Source organism: Candidatus Methanogranum gryphiswaldense (assembly GCA_019262145.1).
GTDB classification, from domain to species: domain Archaea; phylum Thermoplasmatota; class Thermoplasmata; order Methanomassiliicoccales; family Methanomethylophilaceae; genus Methanogranum; species Methanogranum gryphiswaldense.
This window is the reverse complement of record CP076745.1, coordinates 821,051-844,385: the sequence shown is the minus strand read 5'-3', so window position 1 is coordinate 844,385 and position 23,335 is coordinate 821,051. Positions and strand designations below refer to the sequence as shown.

The window sequence follows — 23,335 nt, the reverse complement described above, 5'->3', positions numbered from 1 at the left end:
CAAATTATTTTTTTAGGACCTTGCAGACCTCACCTATGTACATACTGTGATAATCTTCTTTGGGGTACATTGTATTCAGTATATCTTTCGGGATGTTCTCTTTTTGTATCTCTTGACAACATAATTTTTTGCATATAACTGCGGAGGAGGCTTCCTCGAAGAAAGGGACGCCATCACAATGATCGATGGTCAAACCCATTTTCTTGATCTTATCTTCGTTACGTCCCGATACCGATCCCATATACGACAACATTTCCTTATATTTTGGAACATCAAATGTTGTAATGGAAAATGAATCGGCCTTGTCCACAAGTTCTTTTGTATAACGACTGTGACGTAGGAAAATAATGGCTACGGGCTTGTTCCACATTACACCTACTCCTCCCCAAGACGCTGTCATGCAATTGATCTTTTCATCGACCTCAGCAGTAATGAGTATCCAATCTCTGCCTAATTTGGTAAATGGATTGAATCTCAGTTCGTCTGTAGATACCATTTTAAAAGTTGAATTCACGAAATAGATATTGAGGTTAAGAGTAATAAATATCGTCATCATGCAAAGATTTCGAATTCATAGAAATGAAAAGGTCAAAGAGGTTTATTTTCTGTTTGATAATTAAATCCATCAAGTAAAAATGGGCATTTTTAGTGCAATCCTTTATTTGATGGTTCATTGATCGCATTTTTTGCTGCGATATATCCAAATGTCATTGCTGGGCCTATCGTACTGCCTGCACCCCAATATACGAGTTAGCTGTTGGGGATGCTATACAATTTCCGGCACCATAGAGACCTGAAATGGGAGCGCCTCTTGCATTCAGTACTTGAGCTTTAGCGTTAATTACTGGTCCGCCATTTGTATCCAGTGTTCCAGCGCTTAATATGATCGCATAATAAGGCCCTTTATCGCTCAATGGGTACATTGTGTGATTCTTGCTTTTTTTAGGAGGCCATTCCTGACCGGGTATAGTTGGAGGGAATGTGGTCCATTCCCTATCATAGAAGAAATCCCCCCTTTGAAAATCATCATCATGACCTTTTCTTGCAAAATCGTTAAAATGAACGACCGTTCTTTTTAGATTGTCATTAAAATCAGGTGATAATTTGAATCCTCCCGTATGATGTTTCAATGAGTCAAGACGAATGGATATTTCATCGGTTAATATATCGAATGTATCCGATTTGATGATGTACGGTGCTTCCTTACCTTGAATTGTATATGGTGGAAATCCCTGCCAAAGTGTAGCCGTTCTCTGATCGAATATCATGAATACAAGCATATGCGTCCATTCGGCACGTTGCGGATCCCAGATGAAATGAGACATGGTCCGATCATTGTAATTCCTTTTTTCGTCAACGAAACGATGGCCATATTTGTTGACCTCGAGAACACTGTCTCCTGGAACATAGAAAACACTGTTCATTCCATTCGGATCGGAAATTGCATTTTCAAATATACTTTGAGTACGAAAAGCACCAGCCGTGTTTCCTAATTGCGCACCAATCTCGGTTGCCATTGTAATAAAATCACCTGTATTCGTTGATGCTGCACATCCTCCGAAGTGAGGACCTCTTTGAAAACGCAACACCATTTCAGGATTATGAGAATAACCTCCGCTTGCAAATATTACGGCCTTATATGCTCTGAATGTCTGATTATCATTACCAACATTGACCTCTAGTCCGGTCACTTCTTTTTTCTTATTTTGTAGAATGCGAATGACACGATGGCCTGTTAGTATCGGGACATCATTCTTACGGCACCATTCCTGATATTGCCGCATAAGCTCATAACCATAGCTTTTTTTTCCATCGGGATTGCAAGAATAAAGAACACGTCCACGTATTCCTTTGTTCTCAGGCATATGGTCCTGATAGTCAACTTGCATTTTGCCCAACCAATTTATTTCGTTGATGATCTGAAGGGATCCTACGCTTTCGTGAAAATCAACCATTTCGGAAGCATTATCATAATATGCACTCAATAAACTGTAGTCGTGCTCTGGAAGACCCAAGCTCATATTGGTGGGATCATAAAGATGTGAAAATGAGTAACGTGCCATATATTTTAGAGCGTCATCTTTCGTATCGCGTATTCCAGCCTTTTTTTGAAATCTGTTATTAGGTATCCAGAAACCTCCACCTGAGCGGATGGTGGTTCCTCCCACAGATAATGCTTTTTCCAATACTATAACGCTGGCGCCATTGGCCTTGGCTGTTATCGCTGCAGAAAGTGCTGCAGCGCCACTTCCCACCACCAATATATCAGCATCATGAACCGTACTGTAGGATTTTAAAGAGGTTTGTTCCGTAGATCCTTCTTTTTCGTCCATCAATACGAAAACCTCTTTAGGTGAACCGCAGACAGGACATTCTTCTGGAGGCTCGTCGCCTTCGTGAATATAACCGCAAACTGTACATTTCCACTTCATCATAAGACCTCCACACATTCATAATGCGCTTTCGATCTGACCGATGAAGATCAAGTTTAGTATGATCTTGCAGAGCAATGTCTGAGTTAGTAAATTTCTTCAACTTTATACAGTTTTAACAGGTATACAGGTCCTAACCACCAGTCCATGATCAACTCAATGTAGGAACTTCAGTACAGATAAAGCTAACCGTTGGTTAATTATAGATTCCCATTACTTTTAAGATTCAGAAATAGAATTATTTTTTCTTCACATGCACATGGACACCAGAACTGGAATCGACTGTTACTTCTTGTCCGATGTCAATTTCCTCATCTGCTTCAGCGCTCCATGTATCGGAGCCTATCTTGACCTTGCCCTTCATGCTACCAGGAACTATTGCAACGGTCACCTTTCCATTCCTTCCCAACAAAGAATCCATGACGGTCGTGGAAGGGGGTTCTGGTCTTCCCAAGTATCTGTAACCCCATACTGTGAGGACAGTCACGGGTACAGCAATTACGAGCGCCACTACTGGCGATTTCCAAGTGAAAAGGAAATCTGGAAAAGCCCAACCTAGTATCCCCAGTATCAAAAGAACGGTGCCGGGAATTATCATGTACACGCCCGGACTGAAGGCTTCCACTATGATCAATATCATTCCGATGATGATCAATATCAAAGCCAGCGTTACCGGGTCCATGACATGTAATTGTCGATCCGATACTTAAATCATAAGGAAAATATTGCACCCCAAAAGGGGTGCAATTAAAAGATTTTAAATCAAGATCTTGACCTTGATGTCTTGACTGATTCGGCAATACTGTTGGATTCCGATATCTCGTTCTCGACGTTCTTCTTTATCTCTTCAGTTTCGCGTCTTATGTCCTCTTGTTTGGGGATCGGCCCCAATATATCATCGGGGTCTCCGACATCGCGTCTGATACTCTCTGTATCGGATACCGCTCTATCGGGTATCCTCTGTGCAGAGCCCAAGTAATCAGATATTCCATCCACCAATCTGGTGAGCTCCATTGGGAAGAATATCTTTGACGATTCTCCCTGACCTATCTTTTGAAGGGTATCCAATGACAATACTGACAATGCTTTAGAATCCATGGCTGCTGCTCCGACAGACAGTATACGCAACTTTTGTGCCTCACCCTGTCCTTCCAATATCGTGGCGAGCCTTTTACCTTCTGCCTCGAGTATCATGGACTGTCTAAGACCTTCTGCCTCGAGTATCCTTGATTTCTTCTTACCTTCTGCCTCGAGGATTGCTGCCCTCTTGAGACCGTCTGCCTCGAGGATTGCGGCACGTCTCTTCCTTTCCGCTGAAGTCTGGTCCTCCATGGATGATTTGACCTTTGCTGCAGGATCCACCTCTTTGATCTCAACGGTCTCTATCCTTACACCCCATTTGTCGGTGCTTTCATCCAGTATGTCCCTCAGCTGAATGTTGATCTTCTCCCTGTTGGAAAGTATCTCGTCGAGTTCCATCTCTCCGATCACCGAACGTAATGTTGTCTGTGCAAGATTCACCGTGGCAAGACGATAGTCCGTAACCTCGAAGAACGCGTTCTTCGGATCTGTTACCTTGATGTAGATTATGGCATCGACATAAACAGGAGAATTATCTTTTGTAATGACCTCCTGCTTCGGCACATCCATGACCTCTGTACGAAGATCCAATTTTACAACCTTGTTTATAAGCGGACATACGATGTTCAGACCTTGATTGAGGACACGGACGTACTTACCGAGTCTCATGTATATTGCCTGTTCATAAGGCTGTACTATCTTCACACCGCTGAATGCGGAGACCAATACAACAAATATGGCCAGTATCGCTATTACCAATAGCAGGTTTTGTTCCATTTAATAGACCATCGCCAATTACGTATTGTCACTATATTACATTATAGTCAAAAACAAGAAAATATGGTTGATCTTGAAAATAATGCGATCTATCTACAAAGTTTAGATCAGGGTCCTTTATGATATTTTCCAGTGATTGCTTCAGGTATTATCTCTATTACGCCGGTGAATGATATTCTTTCTAAAGGAATCTCAATACCTTTTCTTCCATATTTATCAGATATGGCCCTTAAGATCTCAAATTTTCTTTTTTCATCATTTACCATAAAAGCTCTACCTTGGATCACAACACTTTCAAAATCAGTCTCTGTATCACATGCGGTCTCTCCCTCATAGTTATAACCTTGAGCATCAAACACGGTGAAACTACATCTAGGATCAAGGATCAAATTCGATATTTTCTGTCCTTTTGCGCGGCCGTGAACATATATCTTTCCATTCAGGTAAACATAGTTAACGGGAACTGCGTATGGAGCACCGTTATCGTTCAATGTTGCCATGACACCTGTTTCTGACTTGATCAGAACAGATTCGCATTGTTCAACGGTCAATGGATATTTTTTCATCCTGGGTTCCATATTTGATTATCTACTGTCTGGTTATTAAATCCTTATGGATTGTGATTCATCTAATGGTATTTTTAGAAAAAAAGATTGTACAAACTCCATTTATGTAAATCATAGTGAATTGCCTTATGTTATGGTGCAATACTTATGGCCGATATTCTTACAATCTTACATTGGATGTGAATGATATCCTTAAATACCATATAAGAATAAAATTAACCATAATTTGATGATTATTACATGTAAAGCCCCCGACGTCCATGTCTGAAGCAATAATTAACAGAAAATATTTTGAATGTAAAAAAGATCAAAAGTTTTCCAAAGTACAAAAAAATAATGGTTAAAATTAACTACGATATACAGCAATTCAAAAATGGCGATTGGTATGAAGATTCGACAGGCAATACTCATTATTCTAGGAATCTTTGCCACAGCTATAGGTGCTATCGGCATATTCATACCCATATTGCCAACTACGCCGTTCATAATCGCCGCAGCACTTTGTTTCAGTGGAAGTAGTGAACGCATGTACAAATGGTTGTCACAATCCAGTTATTTTGGAGAATTCATAACGAATTATCAGAACGGTACGGGGGTATCCAAAAAAACAAAGGTGACAAGTATCATATTCCTCTGGTTACTTTTACCAATATCTATGTATTTTATGCGCAACAATATGTTGATCCTCGTAATCCTTATGATCGTCGGAATTTGTGTAACAGCGCACATCATATTATTACGGGGCAGAGATGAGAAGATACCGCCGTGTAATAGAGAATCTTCACAATAAACCTAAGAAATAACAAATGTTTTTATTTCTATCATACCGTCTCATTATTGGTGTTCAATATGAAAATAGAGCTTTTTCACGCATCAAAATATGGTAACGGTCTTAATTTGGCGGTAGAATATCAGAGACAGATGACAGAAAAAGGCAATGAGGTCATCATCCGTAATGTGAATGATTTCCAAGGGAGAGAAATTCCAAAAGCAGATTTGTATGTTTTCATCACACCCGCACGTTTTGGAAAACCTATACGGAGCATTCGTAACTTCATAGAAAAGAAAGATATACCTTCTGGAAGCAAATATGCTGTAATATCCACCGAAATGGAGATCAAACCTAGCAAGAAGGCCGATAAAAGACCCAAACAGGAATCTGTTGATAAATGGCAGAAGATTTTACCAATTATGAACAAAATGCTTCAAGATAAAGGTCTTTTGAAAGTAACGGACATGAGCATCTTTGTATTGACTACAAAGGGTCCTCTGGAAGACGGATGGCAAGAGAAAATAACCACATTCGTTAACCTGACTGGATCCGAATGATCTGTTGTCTCAACAATGCATACTTGAATCTTGTTCTGAAGATAGTCAGAGGCCGCTGCGATACTTTCCTGTTATTGTGTCAGGAATTATCTCTATTACTCCGGTCATTTTTACTTTTTCCAAGGTTATATCCTTATTCTTTCCATATTTTTCAGATATGTCTGCTAATATCTTGACCTTATCATTGTCATCAAGTATCATTCTTGCTTTTCCTTTCACTACCACACTCTCAAATTCGACCTTGTTTACTGAATCGTAGCTCGCTAGATTTAGCACAGCAAAGCTACATCTAGGATCACGAGTTATATTCGTGACCTTTTGGCCGTGCGGACGAGTCCACATATACACTCTGTCATTGAAAAAAATGTAATGCATAGGAATAGCGTATGGTGTGCCATCTTCATTTGTCGTGGCAAATATCCCTATCTCTTCCTTTTTTAGCACCGATCTTGATTGTACTTCCGTTAATACATGTTCATTGACCTTGTGTTCCATAATATAGTATTTACGTCTACATTATAATTAATTGTTCTTGATGAAATCATTTAATTGAGTCTGGTTATCGCTCATCTTAAATGTTTAATTTACACATTGTTGAAGCTTTGGTGGATTTTTCTACCATGTCATCAATATGAACCATGAACAGATCTATGAATTCCTTATATTCCCCCAGACCTTTTACTACGCAGTGGACATCATATCCTTTTTTCTCAAGTAGGGATTTAAGTGAATTTTCATCATCACCAGCCATGTCATTATTGGCGTGATCACCAGCAACCAACATGAACGGAAAGAGAACAACATTCCTGTAACCTTTTCCTTCTATCAGCAATATCGTATCATCAAATGTTGGAAATCCCTCAACAGTGGTCACATATATGTTCGTATGACCTGCTATCTGAAGTTTGAGATGTAACTGACTGTAAGTGGCGTTTGCATAATGTTCTGTACCATGCCCCATCAAGATTATCGCTGCTCTGTCACCAGCAATATTCTTTGCTTCTTTTATGTGTGTGGATTCTATTGCTTTGACAGTATTATCATAATCTCTTTCTGTAGTAAGCAGTGGTTTACCTATCAAAACCGTATCAAAAGCCCTCACATATCCAGATACTGCCCTAACTATGTCGTCATATTCCATACCGTTCATTATGTGTGTAGGCTGAATGATCACAGTTTTGACTTTATCTGAAATAAGTCTTTCCATGGCATTGGTTATGTAATCGATTTTCTCATTGTCACGTTTTGCAAGCTTCTCGATGATCATCTTGCTTGTGAACGCACGTCTAATTTCCCAATCTGGATATTTTTTAGTAATTGATGATTCGATCGATCCAATTGTTTTTTTACGATTTTCATTATAACTGGTTCCGAAACTGACAACGAGTATGGCCTTGTCTTTCACTATCATGTAATATCTATTGGATATATCATCCAGATTAGATAAATATCCTTTGTCTTGAACTAATAATAAAAAACTCAATATTACAATAATAATTACAATTGGATCGATCAATTATAATTCAAATGATACCTAGGTGTTCCAGTAATATTTCGAATCCCAATATTATGAGTATTGCTCCGCCGATGAGTTCTGCTTTCGATCTATATTTGGCTCCGAACGAACCGCCAATGAACATGCCGATCGCAGCTATAAAGGCTGTAGTTATTCCTATGATGATTATTGCTGGTACAATATCTATGTTCAAAAATGCGAACGATATGCCTATGGCGAGTGCATCAATACTTGTAGCCAAAGCTAAGGGCAACATTATTTTGAAACCAAGAGAACTATTGATGCCATCCTCATCATCGGCCAAAGCCTCTCTGATCATATTCGCACCGATCAAACTCAAAAGAATGAACGCGATCCAATGGTCGATAGAACTGATGCTTTCTTGGAATTGTGTTCCAAGAAGATATCCAATAAGCGGCATCAATGCTTGAAACCCACCAAACCAGATACCTACGATCAATGCGTCTCTAAGGGTTACTTTCTTTACAGCAAGTCCCTTGCACAAAGCTACTGCGAAGGCATCCATTGAAACGCCGATGGCTATCAGGAATATGGTCAGTAGGTCCATGGGTTTGTTTCACGGAATATAAAGGACTATATGGATGTTACTTCAAATGAAAATGAATTGGGTATAACATTCTCCTATGCGATTAAAGATGTGACATAATGAAATAAATCGAATAAAATCACATATTTTCCATAATTAGTCTTAAAAAACAAATTAAAGGGAGGTAGTAAGAAAGATTTAGTGGACAAGGCGTGATTCGAACACGCGGCCTCATCGTTGCGAACGATGCGATCTAACCGGGCTAATCTACTTGCCCATTTTTTTCCGGCTGATGTGCTGAATAAAAGAAAGGATATAAACTTGTTGAAAGAGAAAATATTTGTTTTTGAATTCAAACATTAAACAAACGCATGATACGAATATGGTTTATATTCAACAATCCAATTCCGACATGATAATCATGAAGATGACAACAGAAGTCAAAGAAGTATTGTCGAAGACCAAGCCCTTCGCCCTTGCAACTGCATCTAAATCAGGAATACCAAACGTCGCCCCGGTAGGGATGCTTATCGTAAAAGATGACGAAACAATTTGGATCGTAGATAACTACATGAACAAGACCCTTGCGAATGTTAAAGAGAACCCTTTCGCCTCATTTTATGTATGGAATCCTGAATTCCCTAATGGCTATCAGATCAAATGTAAAGTGGCTGTTGAGAATTCTGGAAAGGACTATGAGGAAGCCGTTGCATTCGCACATGCAAAAAAGGAGACATATCCCGCAAAGAATCTTTTAAAGCTGAAGGTCACAGATATTTTCTATGTGACGCCTGGGCCCAATGCAGGAAAAAAGATCTGAAGCCAATTGATGCGGGGAATCGCCCCCGCACCATTTCATTATTTTAAAACAGTACTTAATCGTCATCGTCGGTTGTATCGTCTTTGACATACTGGACGGCGGCACCCATTGCACATGCGAGCGGTATGAAAATAAGATAGAACACTTTGCCAGCAACCAAGAAAAAGAAAATGAAGATAAAAACTCCCACTACAAGTCCAAGTATGGCTCCTTGTCTAACACGTACTCTTTTTTGAGGTGACATTTCCATATTCACACCTTCTTCCCGAGTGCATCCTCAACTGCGGATACCATCTTGTCTGTGATCTCCTTTGATGCGCCAACATAGTTCGCAGCGTTCATAAGATCGATAATCTCCTTCTCCGTTAGATATTTTCTGATATCTTCTCTCTGCATGAGAGCCTCTCTCAGATGGAGGTCCTTATCTACGGCCACCATGGATGCCTCGCGGACCATTTCGTGTGCATCTTGTCTTCCGATGCCTTTCTCCGTAAGTTTCATCATTATTGGTTCAGCCATTACAAGTCCTTGCGAAGCCTCGATGTTCTTCAGCATTCTGTCTCTGTGGATCTCGAGTCCGTTCCAAACCCAGTTCGTCTTGTATAGGATTTGATCCAACAATATGAATGAATGAGGTATCGTGAATCTTTCAGCAGATGAATTGGACAGATCTCTCTCGTGCCAGAGGACCTGATTCTCGAATGTGGGTATTAGGAATCCCCTTAAGACCCTTGCAAGACCACATATATTCTCTGAGTTGATGGGGTTCCTTTTTTGGGCCATCGTTGAACTTCCGACTTGTTTGGCAGCATCAAATGCTTCTTCGACCTCTTTGATTTCGGATCTTTGAAGGTTCCTTACCTCTGTTCCATATCTTTCGAGGGACGTGGCAATATTTGCCATCAGGCATATCAATTCTGTGTACCTGTCACGTCCAACTACTTGTGTGGCAGCAGGCTCATATGTCAATTCGAGGTCTCTCATGACGGAGATCTGTATTTTTTGGAAATTCTTACCCAATGCTGCCCCTGTACCGACAGCACCTGCCATTTTACCAGCACAGGCTCTCGGCATGATTTCGATCAATCTTTCTCTGTGCCTAAGCATTTCTGCAATGTAACCTGAAACCTTGAATCCAAACGTTATGGGAATTGCGTATTGTGCGTGTGTTCTTCCAATCTCAAGGGTATCCCTTTCCCTTTTAGCGACCTTAGCGAAAGTGTACAGCAGCTCATCAACGTCATCCATTATTATCTTCAACGCAGCTTTTATCTGCTGTGCAGTGGCAGTATCAACAATATCGTTAGATGTTGCTCCGAGATGCACATATTTACCTGCATCTCCTCTGCACTGCTCGGTCATTGCCTTGACCATGGCCATGAGGTCGTGATTGGTCTCCTTCTCGATCTCTTTGATCCTTTCAACATTGACAACATCCAGACTTGAGACACGTCCTATCTCATCAGCATCTTCTTTGGAGATCGTTCCAATGGAAGCATGGGCTCTGGCCAATGCGGCCTCTACATTCATTTGGTACTGGATGCGTGCCTTCTCTGTGAAGATGGACTTCATCTCCTTACGGCCGTACCTGTAATCGAGGGGACAGATATTGTCATTCATTTGGATCGACTGTTGGATTGAATTACGGTATTTATAAGTTGATGAAGGTTTGACCTAAATCGTACGATTACAACCAATATGCTTTTAGCCGAAATAAAGATATTGAGCTAGAATCAACAAAATAACTTCGACCAATGACACAACTTTAGGGTTTCAAATTATCCTTGGTTCAAGAATATCAATGTAAAAAATGTTTTAAGTAGAAATCCTTATAAATGGTCTCCATATAGAGGGAATCGAAAAGTGGGCCATGCTTTCGATTATGGCCAGTTCGAACAATTGAGTGATTTTTATGGAAAAGTTTGTGGAGGAAGTACAGCAGATTGATTCGGAAGAGCAACAACAGGTTGCCGATAAGGCAGCTGAGGTTCTTACAGAACAGGACGCACAGGTCGAGGAAACTGTGGAGACAGAAGTTTCCCCAGAGAACCTGGAGGAAATTGAGCAAAAACGCAGCATCGTGAACAACGACGCTGAGAAACACAGGCGCCTTAGGGACGAGCTCAACACTCAGACCAAAGAATGGAAAGCCAAGAGGGACACCCTCAACGGAAAAGTCCGTGAATTGGTTGATGAGGCAGGAAAATGCAGAGAAGAACGTGACTCTTTCAATCAGAAAGTAAGAGAAACGAAAGTTGTAAGGGATGAGTGGAATCAGAAAGTATCTGCACTCAAGGAACAGATCTCTGCACTTAGACCCGAGAAGTCCGCAGAGGACAAGGGCGAAGTATCTGTAAAACAGCTCAAAAAACAACTCCAAGACCTGGAATATACCCAGCAGACAAAATCACTTGGAAAGGACAAAGAGAACGAGATCGTTAAACAGATCTCTGTTATTGCACGTCAGATCGAGGAAAAAGAAAAGACCCTCGAGCAGAGCGGAGAAGTCAAAGAGATCATTCAGCAACTTAGGGATGCCAAAGTACAGGCGGAAGCTTGTCACCACCAGGTATCTGAGTTCGCAGAGGCTGCACAGACAGCCCACGACAAGATGTTGAAACTCTACGAAGAAGCAGATGCACTTAGAAAAGAAGCAGATGCCGCTCAGGCGAAATTCATAGAATGCAAACAGGCTGCAGACGAGGAGCACAGGAAACACATCGAACAGATCAAATCTGTTCATGAAATGGACAAAGATGTCGCAGGCATTAGAAACAAGAAAAATGCCGTTAAGAAGAAGAGATACGACAACGAGTCCAAGAAAGAGGCAAAGGAGATCTTTGACCGCTTCAAATCCGGAGACAAGTTGTCTACCGAAGACCTCATGATGCTCCAGAAATCTGGATACTTGTGATCTTTCAATTTATCCCGCGAAAGCGGGAACTTAAACGATTTTCTTTTTTATATCCACTTTTGTGATTGTCAAGATTATATAGCTGTTTTAGGATTACCTAACCATGAGTAAGATCGTTCTCAAGATCGAAGGAATGATGTGCAATTCATGTGTTGAAAAGGTCAAAGATGGTTTGTCCGCCGTAAAAGGTGTTAAAAATGTTGATGTCAACATGAATAAAGGTACCGCGACCGTAGAGCATGAAGGGGCCTCAGAAGAAGATCTGATGATGGCCGTTCTTAATGCTGGATTTAAGGCAAAGGTCAAACACGGACTTTTTAAATGAGTGAAAAGATCATTTTAAGAACCGGCGGCATGTCCTGTGCCTCCTGTTCTGCAAAAATAGAAAGAACGGTAGGAAAATTGAACGGCGTCCTATCCGTAAATGCAAATTTCTCAGAGAATACAGTGTTCGTTGAATTCGACCCCGAGAAAATATCTTCGGAATACATCTCTGATGCTATACGTAAATCAGGATATGATGTCCTGGAAGGCGATAACGATACCATAATGGAAAAGGAAAGGAAAGAATCCATTGCATTGAAAAGGGATCTGACCATATCTGTGGTTTTTACTGCAATCCTTATGATCATGGCCATGGGGCCTATGCTGGGTCTGAATATTCCATTTCATGATAATGCGGAATTATATTCGATAATACAATTGATATTGTGTATCCCAGTGATTTTTTCTGGAAGAAGATTTTACATCAGAGGCATTCCATCTCTTTTGCGTGGAAATCCCACAATGGACACTCTGATAGCCTTAGGTACTCTGGCAGCGATAATATACAGTCTTTACAGCATCATTACAATATTTCAGGGAAATGACTCCGCAATGCATTCCCTTTTCTTTGATTCTGCAGCCATGATAATAACTCTGGTATCAGTAGGTAAATATCTCGAATCCAGATCGAAGGTCAGAACTAATGATGCCGTCAAAGGGCTGATGGATCTTGCACCTCCGACCGCTGAGATAGAACGGGGTAAGGACACAGTCACAATTCCAATAGAAGAAGTGAATATCGGGGACATAACGGTCATAAGGCCTGGAAATAGAATCCCTATAGATGGAAAAGTCATCGAGGGACTATCGCACGTCGACGAATCAATGCTTACTGGTGAAAGTATGCCCGTCAAGAAGACGATAGGAGATGAGGTCTATAGCGGAACCACGAATTCAACAGGCGTTCTCAGAGCAGAAGTTACCCGCATAGGCGGAGATACTGCGCTCAGCAAGATCGTCCGTATGATCAAAGATGCACAAAGTACAAAAGCGCCTGTTGCGAGGATCGCTGACAAAGTCGCTTCCATTTTTGTTCCGGTTGTAATACTAATTGCTGTTGCAGCCGCCGTATTATGGATGCTTGCAGGCAAAGGACTGGAATTCTCACTGGTCATTCTGATATCTGTACTTGTCATCTCGTGCCCTTGTGCATTAGGTCTAGCTACGCCTTTAGCGATAACAGTGGGTACTGGAAGGGCCGCAGAATATGGAATTCTTTTTAAAGATGCTGCAACACTAGAACGTTCCGGTAATATTTCTGAAATAATATTGGATAAGACAGGAACACTCACAGAAGGAAGTCCTAAGGTTGAAAGAATAATCACAGATATTGATGAAAAAGAATTCATCGCCTATGTTGCATCCGCTGAATCGGTATCAGAGCATCCATTGGGCAAGGCGGTCATATCCTATGCAAAAGATCTATCTGTGGAGATATACCGTCCTGAAGAATTTACATCCGTAACAGGAAAGGGCATAATCTGTACTGTAAAGGGAAAAAATGTGATCGTTGGTAATGACAGACTCCTAATGGAAAATAAAATAGAATTTTCCGATAACATCAGTAATGATGAAGGAATGACCCAGATATATGTTGCAATAGACGGAATATATGTTGGGTCCATTTCTATGGGGGACCCTGTAAGAAAAACGTCTCGCAGCGCAGTATCTCATCTTAAAAAAATGAACATAAATGTAACAATGGTGACGGGTGATTCCGATTCTACCGCAAAAAAGATTGCGAAAGAGACCGGAATTGAGAATATAATATCCAAGGCATTACCTGAAGATAAGATAAATATTGTTAAAAAAATACAAGCTAAAGGTGCAGATGTGGCCATGGTCGGGGATGGTATAAATGATTCTCCCGCACTCATACAGGCTGACATCGGGATCGCTATCGGCTCAGGTACAGATATCGCCATAGATTCAGCAGATGTGATCCTAATGAATGATGATATGAGGAACATACCAGCCACATTTGCTATTGGTAAAGCTACAATAAGAAACATACGGCAGAATCTATTTTTTGCTTTCTGCTATAATGTGGTATGTATACCAATTGCTGCAGGCCTACCGTTCTTATTGGGATTGTCTTCCTTTACCGAAATGCCGATGATCGCCGCACTTGCTATGTCTTGTTCTTCAATATCTGTTGTGTTAAATTCCCTTAGACTAAAAGGATTTAAACCTGATTGTTATACAGATTGATACCTGTTTTTTAACAAACATTTATATATACTGCTAACTAATCAGTCATGCAGGGAAAAGGTCAGTTTTGTAGAGTGCATCCCATCCCTTCTGACTGGCTGGCCGATTCCCGTACTTTTCAAACCATCTGGTTTCCAATCAATTCCAATAAATAATATCAAGCATATAACAGGTAGATTGTATGGTACTGGAAGGATTGGGAAAATCGCTCAGAGATGTTATCGGACGCGTAAACAGTTCATCGGTTGTAGATGACGATCTCGTCAGAGACATCACCAGAGAACTTCAGCGTGCCCTTTTGCAAGCAGATGTTAATGTCCAGCTTGTATTAGAATTAACTAATAAAATACAAAACCGTGCACTGAATGAGGAACCTCCAGCGGGAAGAAGTCCCAAAGACCATATTACCAAGATAATCTACGAAGAACTTGTCGCTCTTTTAGATAACGGAGATGGATTGGCGCTTAAACCTCAGACCATCATGATGGTAGGACTTTACGGACAGGGTAAGACCACCACAACTGGAAAATTAGCAAATTATTTTATCAAGAAAGGATTCAGCGTTGGACTTATCGGGGCCGATATATACAGGCCTGCAGCTCTTGACCAACTCAAGCAACTTGGGGAAAAGGTAAACGCAGAAGTATATGGGGAACCTGAAGAAAAGAATGCTGCGAAGATAGTCGAACGTGGAATGAAAAAATTCTCGGATAAGAAAATAGTGATAATTGACACATCCGGACGTCACGCACTGGAGGAAGACCTAATCCAGGAGATAAAAGACATCGCCTACATCGCCAAACCTAGTGAGAGGATACTGGTCTTGGATTCTCAAGTAGGGCAGCAGGCGGGTCCTCAAGCTGATGCATTCCATAATGCGGTGGGAGTAACGGGTGTCATACTTACTAAAATGGATGGTACTGCTAAAGGAGGAGGTGCGCTCTCTGCAGTTGCCAAGACAAAAGCAAGAATAGTGTTCATCGGAGTGGGAGAGCACATACGCGACCTAGAACCATTCGATGCTGACAGATTCATATCAAGACTCCTCGGAATGGGCGACCTGGCATCATTGGTGAGGATTGCAAAAGAAGAGATTGGAGAGGATGAGGCACTTGAACAAGTGGCTAAGAATATGCTTTCCGGAAGATTCTCATTGACCGATATGTATCAACAAATGCAGGCCGTTACAAAGATGGGACCTCTGCAAAAAGTTATGTCCATGATCCCTGGAATGAGTAACATGGATGATAAGATCGATTATGAGGCATCTCAGGCCAAATTAGCTAGATACAAGGTCATAATGGATTCAATGACAAAACAGGAAAAGGATGAACCCAATCTCATAAAAGGAAAGCGGATCGATAGGATCGCTGTTGGGTCAGGTGTTTCTGGACATGATGTTCGTGAACTTTTGAAGCAATATAATCAAAGCAAAAAGATGATGGGTTCTTTCGGTAAGGACCGTAAAATGCGTAAGAAGATGATGAAACAGTTCGGCGGAATGGACCTTGACGAACTCCAAGATACGGAGTGAGACAAATGAGGTATTTCGTGATTACTGGTCATAAGGCCATTACTACCGGCGATTTCAAACTAGACGATATCGCTGGTGGCGCTGGAAGACTAGACATATTATGCAGATGTGTCAATTCAGCATTTTTCTTAAGTCACGATCTACGTAAAGATGTTGATGTATTTCTTATTCTGGAAGGAGGAATTGCCGCACCAAAGACCATTAGGTTCTGTGGAGAAGACATGAGATATCTAAATCCAGATGAGAGGAGTACTTCTTCTTTGATAAGGAATGCACTTTTGAAAAAAATACCAGAAGGAGAGGAGATAAAATCCTCACCCGGTGTTTATGTTTCCAAAATGTCATTTGATGACGTCCTTGAACATCTCTCATCAAAGGGATCATTCGTATACCTCAAGGAAGATGGCACCGATTGTAGCAAATATGATTTTCCAAAGGATCCAATATTTGTTTTGGGAGATAACAGAGATCTTACAGAGGATGAAGAAAATGCTCTGCTTGCAAGGAATCCAGATAAAATATGCTTAGGACCTTACAGCCTGCACGCTGATCATTGCATGATAATTGTTCATAACGAAATGGACAGGTATCTATCCTGACCAATATTTTTAATCTGAACAGAGATAACTGATTATGACAGGCATTTTTTCGGACAAGATTCCACAACACAGACATTGCGAGGTCTGTGGCAAGGCGTTCATAGGCGAGGGTCATTTCTGCAGCGATAGTTGTAAAGAATCGGCCGGAGCAGATGCTAAAAAGAAAATAAGAAAACTCATGATAATTTGGATAGTGATCGTTACGATCACTGTTGTCGTGATCGCCATGATCGGACTGTGATATCATGAAAGCGGCTGTGGCCGGTACATTCGATGTTCTACATGATGGTCATAAAATACTCATCGATAAAGCATTTGAATTAGGTGATTCTGTCCTAGTGGGAATAACCTCTGACATAATGGCATCCCAGAACAGAGACGACACAGTACCGCTGTATATCAGAGAAGTCAATCTAAAAAAATATCTGGACACTTTGGGGAAACCATACACTTTGAGTGTGATCGACAATCTATATGGTCCTGTAGAAATGGACACAGTTGACGTACTTGTAGTGTCTGCCGAAACATTTCACAATGCCGAAAAGATAAGGAATGATAGAATAAATAGAGGGATCAAACCTTTGAATATAGTCACCGTCCCCATCATCAAAGCATCTGATGGAAAAAAAATCAATGCAAGTGATATTTTAAAAGGCAAATATGCAAAAAATGGCAAAATAGACGTTCCGGACATTGTTGTCGGTTCTGCAAATCATGTAAAAGTAGAGGCTGTGCGTTCAGTTATGGAACGCATATTTGAAAATGTAAAAATAACTGCCATAGCTGCAGACAGTGGCGTTTCACCTCAACCTTTTGAAATGGAGACACGTCAGGGTGCGATAAACAGGGCTAAGAATTCTTTAGGTTCTCATGATATCGCAGTAGGTATAGAGGCAGGAGTCTTTGAAATGCCGGATGGACTATATGATTTTCAATACTGTGCAATACTTGATCGTGAAGGAAAATTGACGATTGGTACGGGAATGGGCTTCAAATATCCTGATGCGATCGCAAAATTGGTCCGTGACGGGTATACTGTTGGAGAAGCTGTACACCAGATATATGGGAACATGGATATTGGGCAAAAACAAGGAGCAATAGGCCTTCTTAGTAAAGGTCTTATTGACAGAAAGACATTAACAGAACAGTCTGTGATGGCAGCTATGATTCCTCGTATATGGGATGAATGATATGTTGATATCCAAAAATTTGGAAAAAACCTCCCCTTATTTGACGGATGAATCCAAAATGACAGGTACAGCAGATGTCCTGTATATGCCTACAAACGAATCCGAGGTTATTGAAGTTCTCAAAAAGACCTCAGCTTCAGGAAGGACGATAACAATATCCGCAATGCGCACTGGAGTATGTGGCGGAGCAGTTCCCAACGGGGGAGATGTCATGACCCTTGAAAAAATGAACAGGGTCATCGGGATTGGAAGCAATGAAAAAGGCGTTTATGTAAGACTTCAACCAGCTGTTACAATAAATGGATTGAATGACCTCATCAGAAAGAGATCATATGATGGTCTCAAAGAATTATCTGAAGGAGCTATTGATATTGCAAAGAATTCAGAACTATTTTACCCAATTGACCCAACCGAACTCAATGGTTCCATCGGAGGAAACATCTCAACAAATGCATCAGGACCAAGGACATTCAAATATGGTCCAACAAGAAACTGGGTCAAACGCATTAGGATCGTGCTTTCAAACGGAGATGTACTCGATCTCGAACGTGATAAATTGAAAGCAAAGGACGGCATGATCATATTTTCAAATGGTGTAATGATCAAGGTACCCACATATGATTTTAGACTTGGAATAAAAAATGCTACAGGTATCATGACATCGAAAGATGTGGATGCTGTGGATGTCTTTATTGGAAGTGAAGGAATTTTTGGAGTTATTACTGAAGCAGACATATATCTTGCACCTTGGCATCCCCTTATGTCCAGCATTATTTTCTTTCCAGATGACCAAAATGCTTACGATTTCGTAAAAGAATTCGTTGAGTCCGAGATTCACCCTGAATTTATAGAATTTTTTGATACAGGATCATTGGATCTTATCAGAGCATCCAGAAGGAAGGATCCCAAGTTCACTGATATGCCTGATCTTCCAGATAATGCTGGTTCTGCAGTTTTCTTCGATCTTCCATATGATGAAAAAATTGAAGATCGCTATTTACAGATAGATCAAATAGCATCCAGACACAACGGGTCTCTGGAAAACAGCTGGTGCGGGCATGAATTAAAAGATAGACAGAGGTTCTTTGCGTTCAGACATTCAGTACCTCAATCCATATTCGATTATGTCGCATCGTTGAAAGGAGGGAATCCAGGCATGCATAAGATGGGCACCGACATGTCCGTTCCTCTTGTAAATCTGGATACAATGATGGATTATTACAGGGAGGTCCTTGCCACGTACGATCTGGAATATGTGATATTCGGACACATCGGAAACGGGCATCTTCATGTAGAGATCATATTGAAGAATATGGATGATATAAACCGTGCCAAAGAGGCTTACCGGAAACTAGCTGTTAAAGCAATTGCGCTGAATGGCTCCCCTAGTGCTGAACACGGCATCGGTAAATTGAAAATAGAATACATATCGATGATGTATGGAGAAAAAGGACTCAATGAAATAAAAGAGATCAAGAATGTCCTGGACCCAAAATGGATACTGAACCCCGGAAACATGGTGGTAAGATGAAATTTTTACTTATGATCAAACAAGTTCCAGATACTACAATGATCAACGTCGATGAGAACGGCAACCTCATAAGAACTGGCGTACCATCGATATTGGATCCATATTGCGAATATGCACTGGATATGATCAATAGAATAAAAAATAATGAGGATCGTATAGTCGCAGTAACAATGGGTCCTTTGCAGGCCAAAGAAGCATTGCTAAGATGTCTGGAACTAGGTGCGGATGAAGCATATCTGCTGTCGGATAAGGCATTTGCAGGTGCGGATACATACGCAACATCCAGGACACTGACGGCGTTCGTCAATAAGATCGCACCTGATTATGACCACATATTTTGCGGTAAACAAGCAGCAGATGGAGATACTGCACAAGTGCCAGCAGAACTTTCAAGGATGCTATGCATACCACAGTTCTACTATGTAGAAGGGATCTCAAGAGATCTTACTGGTATGACCGTGATACAAAATTACGGTGATGAGATACGCACATGCAAACTTCCGCATATGTCTCTGATCTCTGTTTCTCAAGGAGACCTCAATCGTCGTCTGCCTTCAATATCAATGCATTTGGAAGCGGCAAAAAAAGAGATACAGACCTTAGACCGCGTATCTTTGGGATTAGGTATATTTTCTGTAGGCCTCAAAGGATCGAAAACAAAGATAGTATACTCATATTCTCCAAAATCCGAACATAAGTGCACAATAATTGATGGCACCGATCCATCAACGGCGGCCAAACACATATTGGAGGGGATCAAATGAGCGATTGCAGCACATGTTCCAGCGGAGGATCTTGTGGGACCAATAATGAGAACGGTCTGCCACCGGGAATGCTCCAACAATATAACCTAAATCAATCCACAGCAGAAGACAATCTCGTGTGGATTGAAACATCAATAATAGACGATAAACTAAAGGTCGTCGATGTATCAATAGAGCTTATAGGTAAACTCAAGAACATTAGCGATTCCCGTACGATCGGAATTATCATTGGAGATAATGATGTAAAAATGCTTTATGACGACATATTCGCCTATGGTATAGACACGCTTTATCATGTAAAGGACAAGACCCTTGCCACATATCATCCAGAAGCATATGCTGATGCAATAGCAGATGTGGCGAACCGCATAAATCCTGCTGTTATATTGATCGGTGGGACATCGAGAGGAAGGGAGGTTGCTCCAAGAGTTGCTGCCATACTGGCTACAGGACTGACTGCCGATTGCACCGAACTTAGCATGAATGGAAGGGCCCTTTTAATGACCAGACCTGCTTTTGGAGGTAATATAATTGCCACCATCTCCTGCAGCAATTTTCCACAAATGGCAACTGTACGCCCCGGAACTTTTCCAATGCCTCAACCGCAGATAGGAAGAAAAGGAACAGTGATGTATCGTCAAGCAACCAACAATGATCTAAAGGATATCATCTCATCTGAAAGAAAAAAAGTGATCGAATCAGATATCTCAAAAGCTAAGATCCTGATATCGCTTGGAAAGGGCATAAAAAAAGAATCCATTGCCGTAGCTGAGAGGATAGCTGCCAAGATCGGAGCTTCGGTATCCTGTTCGCGCGCATTGGTGGATAAGGGCTGGATGCCTCAGAATAGACAGGTAGGACAGTCCGGACGTAATGTAGCTCCGGACGTGTATATCGCATTCGGAATATCTGGTTCCATACAGCATAAGGCAGGAATAGGTTCGGCAAAAAAGATAATTGCTGTGAATACAGACCCAGATGCCCCAATTAAGGATCTTTGCGATGAATTCATATTAGGCAATGCAGATCAGATACTTGCAGAAATGGACAAAATGCTCAATTCATAAATCCTTATACAATGACAGAGCTTTTGCAAGAACGATGTCTGCGTGGCCATCTACTTTTACTTTTTTCCAAACAGCTTCTATATTCCCATCCTTGCCAATTATGAATGTGGATCTAATGGCACCCTCGGTGACCTTGCCATACATTGTCCTAGGGCCCCAAGCCTCCACTCTACTCATAAGGTTGTGATCCTGATCACTTAGCAATTTTATCTTCAGATCGTTCTTTTCTTTGAACTTCTTGTGTGTTTCAGGAGAATCTTTACTTACACCGAATACAGGTATGTTCCTGAACATGAATTTTACATAATTTCCTGTGAAGTCTAAAGCCTCTTTTGTGCATCCCGCTGTGCCATCTTTGGAATAGAAGTATATGACGTAACGTATACCTTTCAGCATATTACTGTCTACTTCCATTCCGTCCTCATCCTTGAGAACAAATTGCGGAAACGAATCCCCTACGTTCATGTTATCAGAACATTTTCCCTGCTTTTTTTGATATTATTGGCGTGAGGTCTATCTCAAACATCATGACAGGATGGTTCATATCAAAATCTGTTATCACTTTAGGAGATATCTCTCCAAAGACTCCTGCCGGACTGCCATCTATGTTGACGAATGCTCCTCTTCCGTTGATGAACGTTGTATAAGGACACACCGAGAGTGTGTGCTCTGTGGAGGTCTCTCTCAATACGGCCTCGGCAATGGACTTAATCTCTGTGAATGATGCCTTCGATGCAGTGGCAAGAACACACAGATGCAGAACGGTCTTGTTATCCTTTATGACATAACCTACCTCAAATATCCTTTGAGGAAGATCGCGGTGTTTGTTGTGCCTCAATATTCTCATAAGACTGGGCATAAGATACGATCTTAGGCACGTGTGTTCCTCGGTTATAGGATTGGTCACCTTCACAGATTCTATTTTCGGAAGACCTGAGATCTCGAATTCATCTTTTTCGTTACTCAATGTGAGGGTCATTACTTCAGTAAAACCCAGACCTACCATTATATCCTTGATACTTTCAGAGAATGTTGTATCGGCACTGAGATGCCCTATGGTCTGATTGACCTGATACTGACTTCCAAATTTCTCAAATCCGTATCCTGTGGCAACATCCTCGAATAAGTCGACATCATGCATTATGTCAAGTCTTGTGGTAGCATATTTGACGATTATCGCATCCTGATCCCTTGGATCAACACTGGCATCCATTCCCATTCTCTTGAGCGATCTGATGATGCCGTCGTTCCCCAGCTTTACGCCGATAAATCTTTGACATGCGGCTGATGATATGGTCCTTGTCAGAGGATCAAGATTAGGAGAGGTACAGTTCTCGTTACCTTTCATATCGACAGTTCCGATAATGCCGCCACGCTCCGCGAGTGCGGTGACAACGATATCCAATGCACCCTTCACAGCTTTTCTATCCATTCCAGTCACATCTATGAACAGATTGTGTGTCTTGGTGGTGACGGTGGTCAGAGAACCGTTGATTATTGGTGGAAATGAAAGGACATTCCCATTCTTGTCGAGTATCACAGGATATTCTTCTAACCCATCAAGAAGATGCGCATATGCCATTCCCTTCTCGTGCTTCACCAATATCTCTGCAAGATCCATCTCCTCAGTCTTGGCAAGAGGAACGAATCTTATATCGTGAGGCTCTAAAGCCGTATATGTGAAAGGCGACTCGACCTTATCCAAATCGTGTATACCTATTGCGAATTTGCTTCTTTTCCTTCCTATGGTGATATGAAGTTTTTCTTGAAGCTCCATCATCGATCTAAGAAATTCGTCCGATATTTCAACATCGAATACTGCTGCACATAAGAAATACGGTCTTATTTTTGTGACCTTGGAATCTGTAGTGACAGATATATTCGTCTTAATTACAGGATATGTCTTGAGTCCTGGTTCTATATCCAAAAAGGCCCTCATGCCTCTTGCCAGACCTTCCACACTGAATAGATCTGGACGATCTGGAAAGAATTCGACAGACATCTCATTCTCATTACCTTCAGTATCGTGCATGTCAGCACCGATCATTGGTATTTTATCAATTAGGGTCTCCTGAGGGACCTTTTTTCCCATCAGACCGCAGAGGTCATCATATTTGAAATTAATAACTGGCAT

25 protein-coding genes and 1 tRNA gene are annotated in these 23,335 nt (G+C 41.2%); 13 read left to right on the top strand and 13 right to left on the bottom strand.

The window, feature by feature from the left end:
• Positions 1-4 precede the first annotated feature (4 nt).
• The 5 genes from KRP56_04320 to KRP56_04300 form a co-directional block, all read right to left on the bottom strand.
• On the bottom strand, positions 5-496 hold the full coding sequence (locus tag KRP56_04320) for a flavin reductase (protein ID UAL07079.1): 492 nt from the start codon (positions 494-496) through the stop codon (positions 5-7).
• A gap of 223 nt (positions 497-719) precedes the next feature.
• Complete coding sequence (locus tag KRP56_04315) at positions 720-2,435, bottom strand: FAD-dependent oxidoreductase (GenBank protein UAL07078.1); 1,716 nt, start codon at positions 2,433-2,435, stop codon at positions 720-722.
• Positions 2,436-2,670: 235 nt separating this feature from the next.
• Entirely contained in the window at positions 2,671-3,084 is a 414-nt protein-coding gene (locus KRP56_04310) for an NfeD family protein (GenBank protein UAL08456.1), read from the bottom strand.
• Between the two features lie 110 nt (positions 3,085-3,194).
• The gene (locus KRP56_04305; GenBank protein UAL07077.1) at positions 3,195-4,289 is read right to left on the bottom strand and encodes an SPFH/Band 7/PHB domain protein; all 1,095 of its coding nucleotides are present in this window, start codon (positions 4,287-4,289) and stop codon (positions 3,195-3,197) included.
• Positions 4,290-4,396: 107 nt separating this feature from the next.
• Positions 4,397-4,867 carry a pyridoxamine 5'-phosphate oxidase family protein gene (locus KRP56_04300; protein ID UAL07076.1) on the bottom strand — a complete coding sequence of 157 codons (471 nt, stop codon included), beginning with the start codon at positions 4,865-4,867 and terminating at the stop codon, positions 4,397-4,399.
• A gap of 373 nt (positions 4,868-5,240) precedes the next feature.
• On the opposite strand from KRP56_04300, the gene KRP56_04295 reads away from it, so the two are divergent.
• Together KRP56_04295 and KRP56_04290 are read left to right on the top strand one after the other, a co-directional pair.
• Entirely contained in the window at positions 5,241-5,645 is a 405-nt protein-coding gene (locus tag KRP56_04295) for a YbaN family protein (GenBank protein ID UAL07075.1), read from the top strand.
• 50 nt (positions 5,646-5,695) lie between these two features.
• The gene (locus KRP56_04290; GenBank protein UAL07074.1) at positions 5,696-6,184 is read left to right on the top strand and encodes a hypothetical protein; all 489 of its coding nucleotides are present in this window, start codon (positions 5,696-5,698) and stop codon (positions 6,182-6,184) included.
• Between the two features lie 45 nt (positions 6,185-6,229).
• Here the strand turns inward: KRP56_04290 and KRP56_04285 are convergent, their stop codons facing one another.
• The 4 genes from KRP56_04285 to KRP56_04270 all read right to left on the bottom strand — a co-directional run bounded on the left by KRP56_04285 (position 6,230) and on the right by KRP56_04270 (position 8,524).
• Positions 6,230-6,679, bottom strand: coding sequence for a pyridoxamine 5'-phosphate oxidase family protein (locus tag KRP56_04285; protein UAL07073.1), 450 nt, complete (start codon positions 6,677-6,679; stop codon positions 6,230-6,232).
• 76 nt (positions 6,680-6,755) lie between these two features.
• Positions 6,756-7,595, bottom strand: a complete 840-nt coding sequence (locus tag KRP56_04280) for a sirohydrochlorin cobaltochelatase (GenBank protein ID UAL07072.1) — start codon at positions 7,593-7,595, stop codon at positions 6,756-6,758.
• A gap of 112 nt (positions 7,596-7,707) precedes the next feature.
• A complete protein-coding gene (locus KRP56_04275) occupies positions 7,708-8,268 on the bottom strand; it encodes a manganese efflux pump MntP family protein (GenBank protein ID UAL07071.1) in 561 nt (186 codons plus the stop codon).
• 181 nt (positions 8,269-8,449) lie between these two features.
• Positions 8,450-8,524: transfer RNA gene (locus KRP56_04270), tRNA-Ala, on the bottom strand.
• A 144-nt stretch (positions 8,525-8,668) separates the two neighbouring features.
• Between KRP56_04270 and KRP56_04265 the strand changes: the two genes are divergently transcribed.
• A complete protein-coding gene (locus KRP56_04265) occupies positions 8,669-9,067 on the top strand; it encodes a pyridoxamine 5'-phosphate oxidase family protein (GenBank protein ID UAL07070.1) in 399 nt (132 codons plus the stop codon).
• A 55-nt stretch (positions 9,068-9,122) separates the two neighbouring features.
• On the opposite strand, the gene KRP56_04260 is transcribed toward KRP56_04265, so the two are convergent.
• Together KRP56_04260 and purB are read right to left on the bottom strand one after the other, a co-directional pair.
• On the bottom strand, positions 9,123-9,317 hold the full coding sequence (locus KRP56_04260; protein UAL07069.1) for a hypothetical protein: 195 nt from the start codon (positions 9,315-9,317) through the stop codon (positions 9,123-9,125).
• 2 nt (positions 9,318-9,319) lie between these two features.
• The gene (gene purB, locus KRP56_04255) at positions 9,320-10,687 is read right to left on the bottom strand and encodes an adenylosuccinate lyase (GenBank protein UAL07068.1); all 1,368 of its coding nucleotides are present in this window, start codon (positions 10,685-10,687) and stop codon (positions 9,320-9,322) included.
• A gap of 292 nt (positions 10,688-10,979) precedes the next feature.
• On the opposite strand from purB, the gene KRP56_04250 reads away from it, so the two are divergent.
• The 10 genes from KRP56_04250 (at position 10,980) to KRP56_04205 (ending at position 21,201) form a co-directional block, all read left to right on the top strand.
• Complete coding sequence (locus KRP56_04250; protein UAL07067.1) at positions 10,980-11,981, top strand: phosphoserine phosphatase; 1,002 nt, start codon at positions 10,980-10,982, stop codon at positions 11,979-11,981.
• 103 nt (positions 11,982-12,084) lie between these two features.
• A complete protein-coding gene (locus KRP56_04245) occupies positions 12,085-12,306 on the top strand; it encodes a cation transporter (GenBank protein ID UAL07066.1) in 222 nt (73 codons plus the stop codon).
• The gene (gene cadA / locus KRP56_04240; GenBank protein UAL07065.1) at positions 12,303-14,516 is read left to right on the top strand and encodes a cadmium-translocating P-type ATPase; all 2,214 of its coding nucleotides are present in this window, start codon (positions 12,303-12,305) and stop codon (positions 14,514-14,516) included. Before KRP56_04245 ends, cadA begins: the two co-directional genes overlap by 4 nt.
• Before the next feature lie 181 nt (positions 14,517-14,697).
• Complete coding sequence (locus KRP56_04235) at positions 14,698-16,050, top strand: signal recognition particle protein Srp54 (GenBank protein ID UAL07064.1); 1,353 nt, start codon at positions 14,698-14,700, stop codon at positions 16,048-16,050.
• Positions 16,051-16,055: 5 nt separating this feature from the next.
• Positions 16,056-16,649 (top strand): tRNA (pseudouridine(54)-N(1))-methyltransferase TrmY, encoded by a 594-nt coding sequence (gene trmY, locus KRP56_04230; protein ID UAL07063.1) that lies wholly within the window; start codon positions 16,056-16,058, stop codon positions 16,647-16,649.
• Between the two features lie 34 nt (positions 16,650-16,683).
• Complete coding sequence (locus KRP56_04225) at positions 16,684-16,890, top strand: DUF2116 family Zn-ribbon domain-containing protein (GenBank protein ID UAL07062.1); 207 nt, start codon at positions 16,684-16,686, stop codon at positions 16,888-16,890.
• A 4-nt stretch (positions 16,891-16,894) separates the two neighbouring features.
• Positions 16,895-17,839 carry an inosine/xanthosine triphosphatase gene (gene yjjX, locus KRP56_04220; GenBank protein ID UAL07061.1) on the top strand — a complete coding sequence of 315 codons (945 nt, stop codon included), beginning with the start codon at positions 16,895-16,897 and terminating at the stop codon, positions 17,837-17,839.
• A 58-nt stretch (positions 17,840-17,897) separates the two neighbouring features.
• Positions 17,898-19,370 (top strand): FAD-binding oxidoreductase, encoded by a 1,473-nt coding sequence (locus KRP56_04215; protein UAL07060.1) that lies wholly within the window; start codon positions 17,898-17,900, stop codon positions 19,368-19,370.
• Complete coding sequence (locus tag KRP56_04210; GenBank protein UAL07059.1) at positions 19,367-20,134, top strand: electron transfer flavoprotein subunit beta/FixA family protein; 768 nt, start codon at positions 19,367-19,369, stop codon at positions 20,132-20,134. Before KRP56_04215 ends, KRP56_04210 begins: the two co-directional genes overlap by 4 nt.
• Positions 20,131-21,201 carry an electron transfer flavoprotein subunit alpha/FixB family protein gene (locus KRP56_04205; GenBank protein ID UAL07058.1) on the top strand — a complete coding sequence of 357 codons (1,071 nt, stop codon included), beginning with the start codon at positions 20,131-20,133 and terminating at the stop codon, positions 21,199-21,201. Before KRP56_04210 ends, KRP56_04205 begins: the two co-directional genes overlap by 4 nt.
• On the opposite strand, the gene KRP56_04200 is transcribed toward KRP56_04205, so the two are convergent.
• Together KRP56_04200 and pheT are read right to left on the bottom strand one after the other, a co-directional pair.
• A complete protein-coding gene (locus tag KRP56_04200; protein ID UAL07057.1) occupies positions 21,196-21,666 on the bottom strand; it encodes a peroxiredoxin in 471 nt (156 codons plus the stop codon). The genes KRP56_04205 and KRP56_04200 overlap by 6 nt on opposite strands.
• Before the next feature lie 4 nt (positions 21,667-21,670).
• The gene (gene pheT / locus KRP56_04195; protein ID UAL08455.1) at positions 21,671-23,335 is read right to left on the bottom strand and encodes a phenylalanine--tRNA ligase subunit beta; all 1,665 of its coding nucleotides are present in this window, start codon (positions 23,333-23,335) and stop codon (positions 21,671-21,673) included.

What these genes read in the sequence shown, in the direction of transcription:
- KRP56_04320 (UAL07079.1), bottom strand. Translation starts at nt 496, where the DNA reads ATGGTATCTACAGACGAACTGAGATTCAATCCATTTACCAAATTAGGC.
- KRP56_04315 (UAL07078.1), bottom strand. Translation starts at nt 2,435, where the DNA reads ATGATGAAGTGGAAATGTACAGTTTGCGGTTATATTCACGAAGGCGAC.
- KRP56_04305 (UAL07077.1), bottom strand. Translation starts at nt 4,289, where the DNA reads ATGGAACAAAACCTGCTATTGGTAATAGCGATACTGGCCATATTTGTT.
- KRP56_04300 (UAL07076.1), bottom strand. Translation starts at nt 4,867, where the DNA reads ATGGAACCCAGGATGAAAAAATATCCATTGACCGTTGAACAATGCGAA.
- KRP56_04295 (UAL07075.1), top strand. Translation starts at nt 5,241, where the DNA reads ATGAAGATTCGACAGGCAATACTCATTATTCTAGGAATCTTTGCCACA.
- KRP56_04285 (UAL07073.1), bottom strand. Translation starts at nt 6,679, where the DNA reads ATGGAACACAAGGTCAATGAACATGTATTAACGGAAGTACAATCAAGA.
- KRP56_04280 (UAL07072.1), bottom strand. Translation starts at nt 7,595, where the DNA reads ATGATAGTGAAAGACAAGGCCATACTCGTTGTCAGTTTCGGAACCAGT.
- KRP56_04275 (UAL07071.1), bottom strand. Translation starts at nt 8,268, where the DNA reads ATGGACCTACTGACCATATTCCTGATAGCCATCGGCGTTTCAATGGAT.
- KRP56_04265 (UAL07070.1), top strand. Translation starts at nt 8,669, where the DNA reads ATGAAGATGACAACAGAAGTCAAAGAAGTATTGTCGAAGACCAAGCCC.
- KRP56_04260 (UAL07069.1), bottom strand. Translation starts at nt 9,317, where the DNA reads ATGGAAATGTCACCTCAAAAAAGAGTACGTGTTAGACAAGGAGCCATA.
- purB (UAL07068.1), bottom strand. Translation starts at nt 10,687, where the DNA reads ATGAATGACAATATCTGTCCCCTCGATTACAGGTACGGCCGTAAGGAG.
- KRP56_04250 (UAL07067.1), top strand. Translation starts at nt 10,980, where the DNA reads ATGGAAAAGTTTGTGGAGGAAGTACAGCAGATTGATTCGGAAGAGCAA.
- KRP56_04245 (UAL07066.1), top strand. Translation starts at nt 12,085, where the DNA reads ATGAGTAAGATCGTTCTCAAGATCGAAGGAATGATGTGCAATTCATGT.
- cadA (UAL07065.1), top strand. Translation starts at nt 12,303, where the DNA reads ATGAGTGAAAAGATCATTTTAAGAACCGGCGGCATGTCCTGTGCCTCC.
- KRP56_04235 (UAL07064.1), top strand. Translation starts at nt 14,698, where the DNA reads ATGGTACTGGAAGGATTGGGAAAATCGCTCAGAGATGTTATCGGACGC.
- trmY (UAL07063.1), top strand. Translation starts at nt 16,056, where the DNA reads ATGAGGTATTTCGTGATTACTGGTCATAAGGCCATTACTACCGGCGAT.
- KRP56_04225 (UAL07062.1), top strand. Translation starts at nt 16,684, where the DNA reads ATGACAGGCATTTTTTCGGACAAGATTCCACAACACAGACATTGCGAG.
- yjjX (UAL07061.1), top strand. Translation starts at nt 16,895, where the DNA reads ATGAAAGCGGCTGTGGCCGGTACATTCGATGTTCTACATGATGGTCAT.
- KRP56_04215 (UAL07060.1), top strand. Translation starts at nt 17,898, where the DNA reads ATGACAGGTACAGCAGATGTCCTGTATATGCCTACAAACGAATCCGAG.
- KRP56_04210 (UAL07059.1), top strand. Translation starts at nt 19,367, where the DNA reads ATGAAATTTTTACTTATGATCAAACAAGTTCCAGATACTACAATGATC.
- KRP56_04205 (UAL07058.1), top strand. Translation starts at nt 20,131, where the DNA reads ATGAGCGATTGCAGCACATGTTCCAGCGGAGGATCTTGTGGGACCAAT.
- KRP56_04200 (UAL07057.1), bottom strand. Translation starts at nt 21,666, where the DNA reads ATGAACGTAGGGGATTCGTTTCCGCAATTTGTTCTCAAGGATGAGGAC.
- pheT (UAL08455.1), bottom strand. Translation starts at nt 23,335, where the DNA reads ATGCCAGTTATTAATTTCAAATATGATGACCTCTGCGGTCTGATGGGA.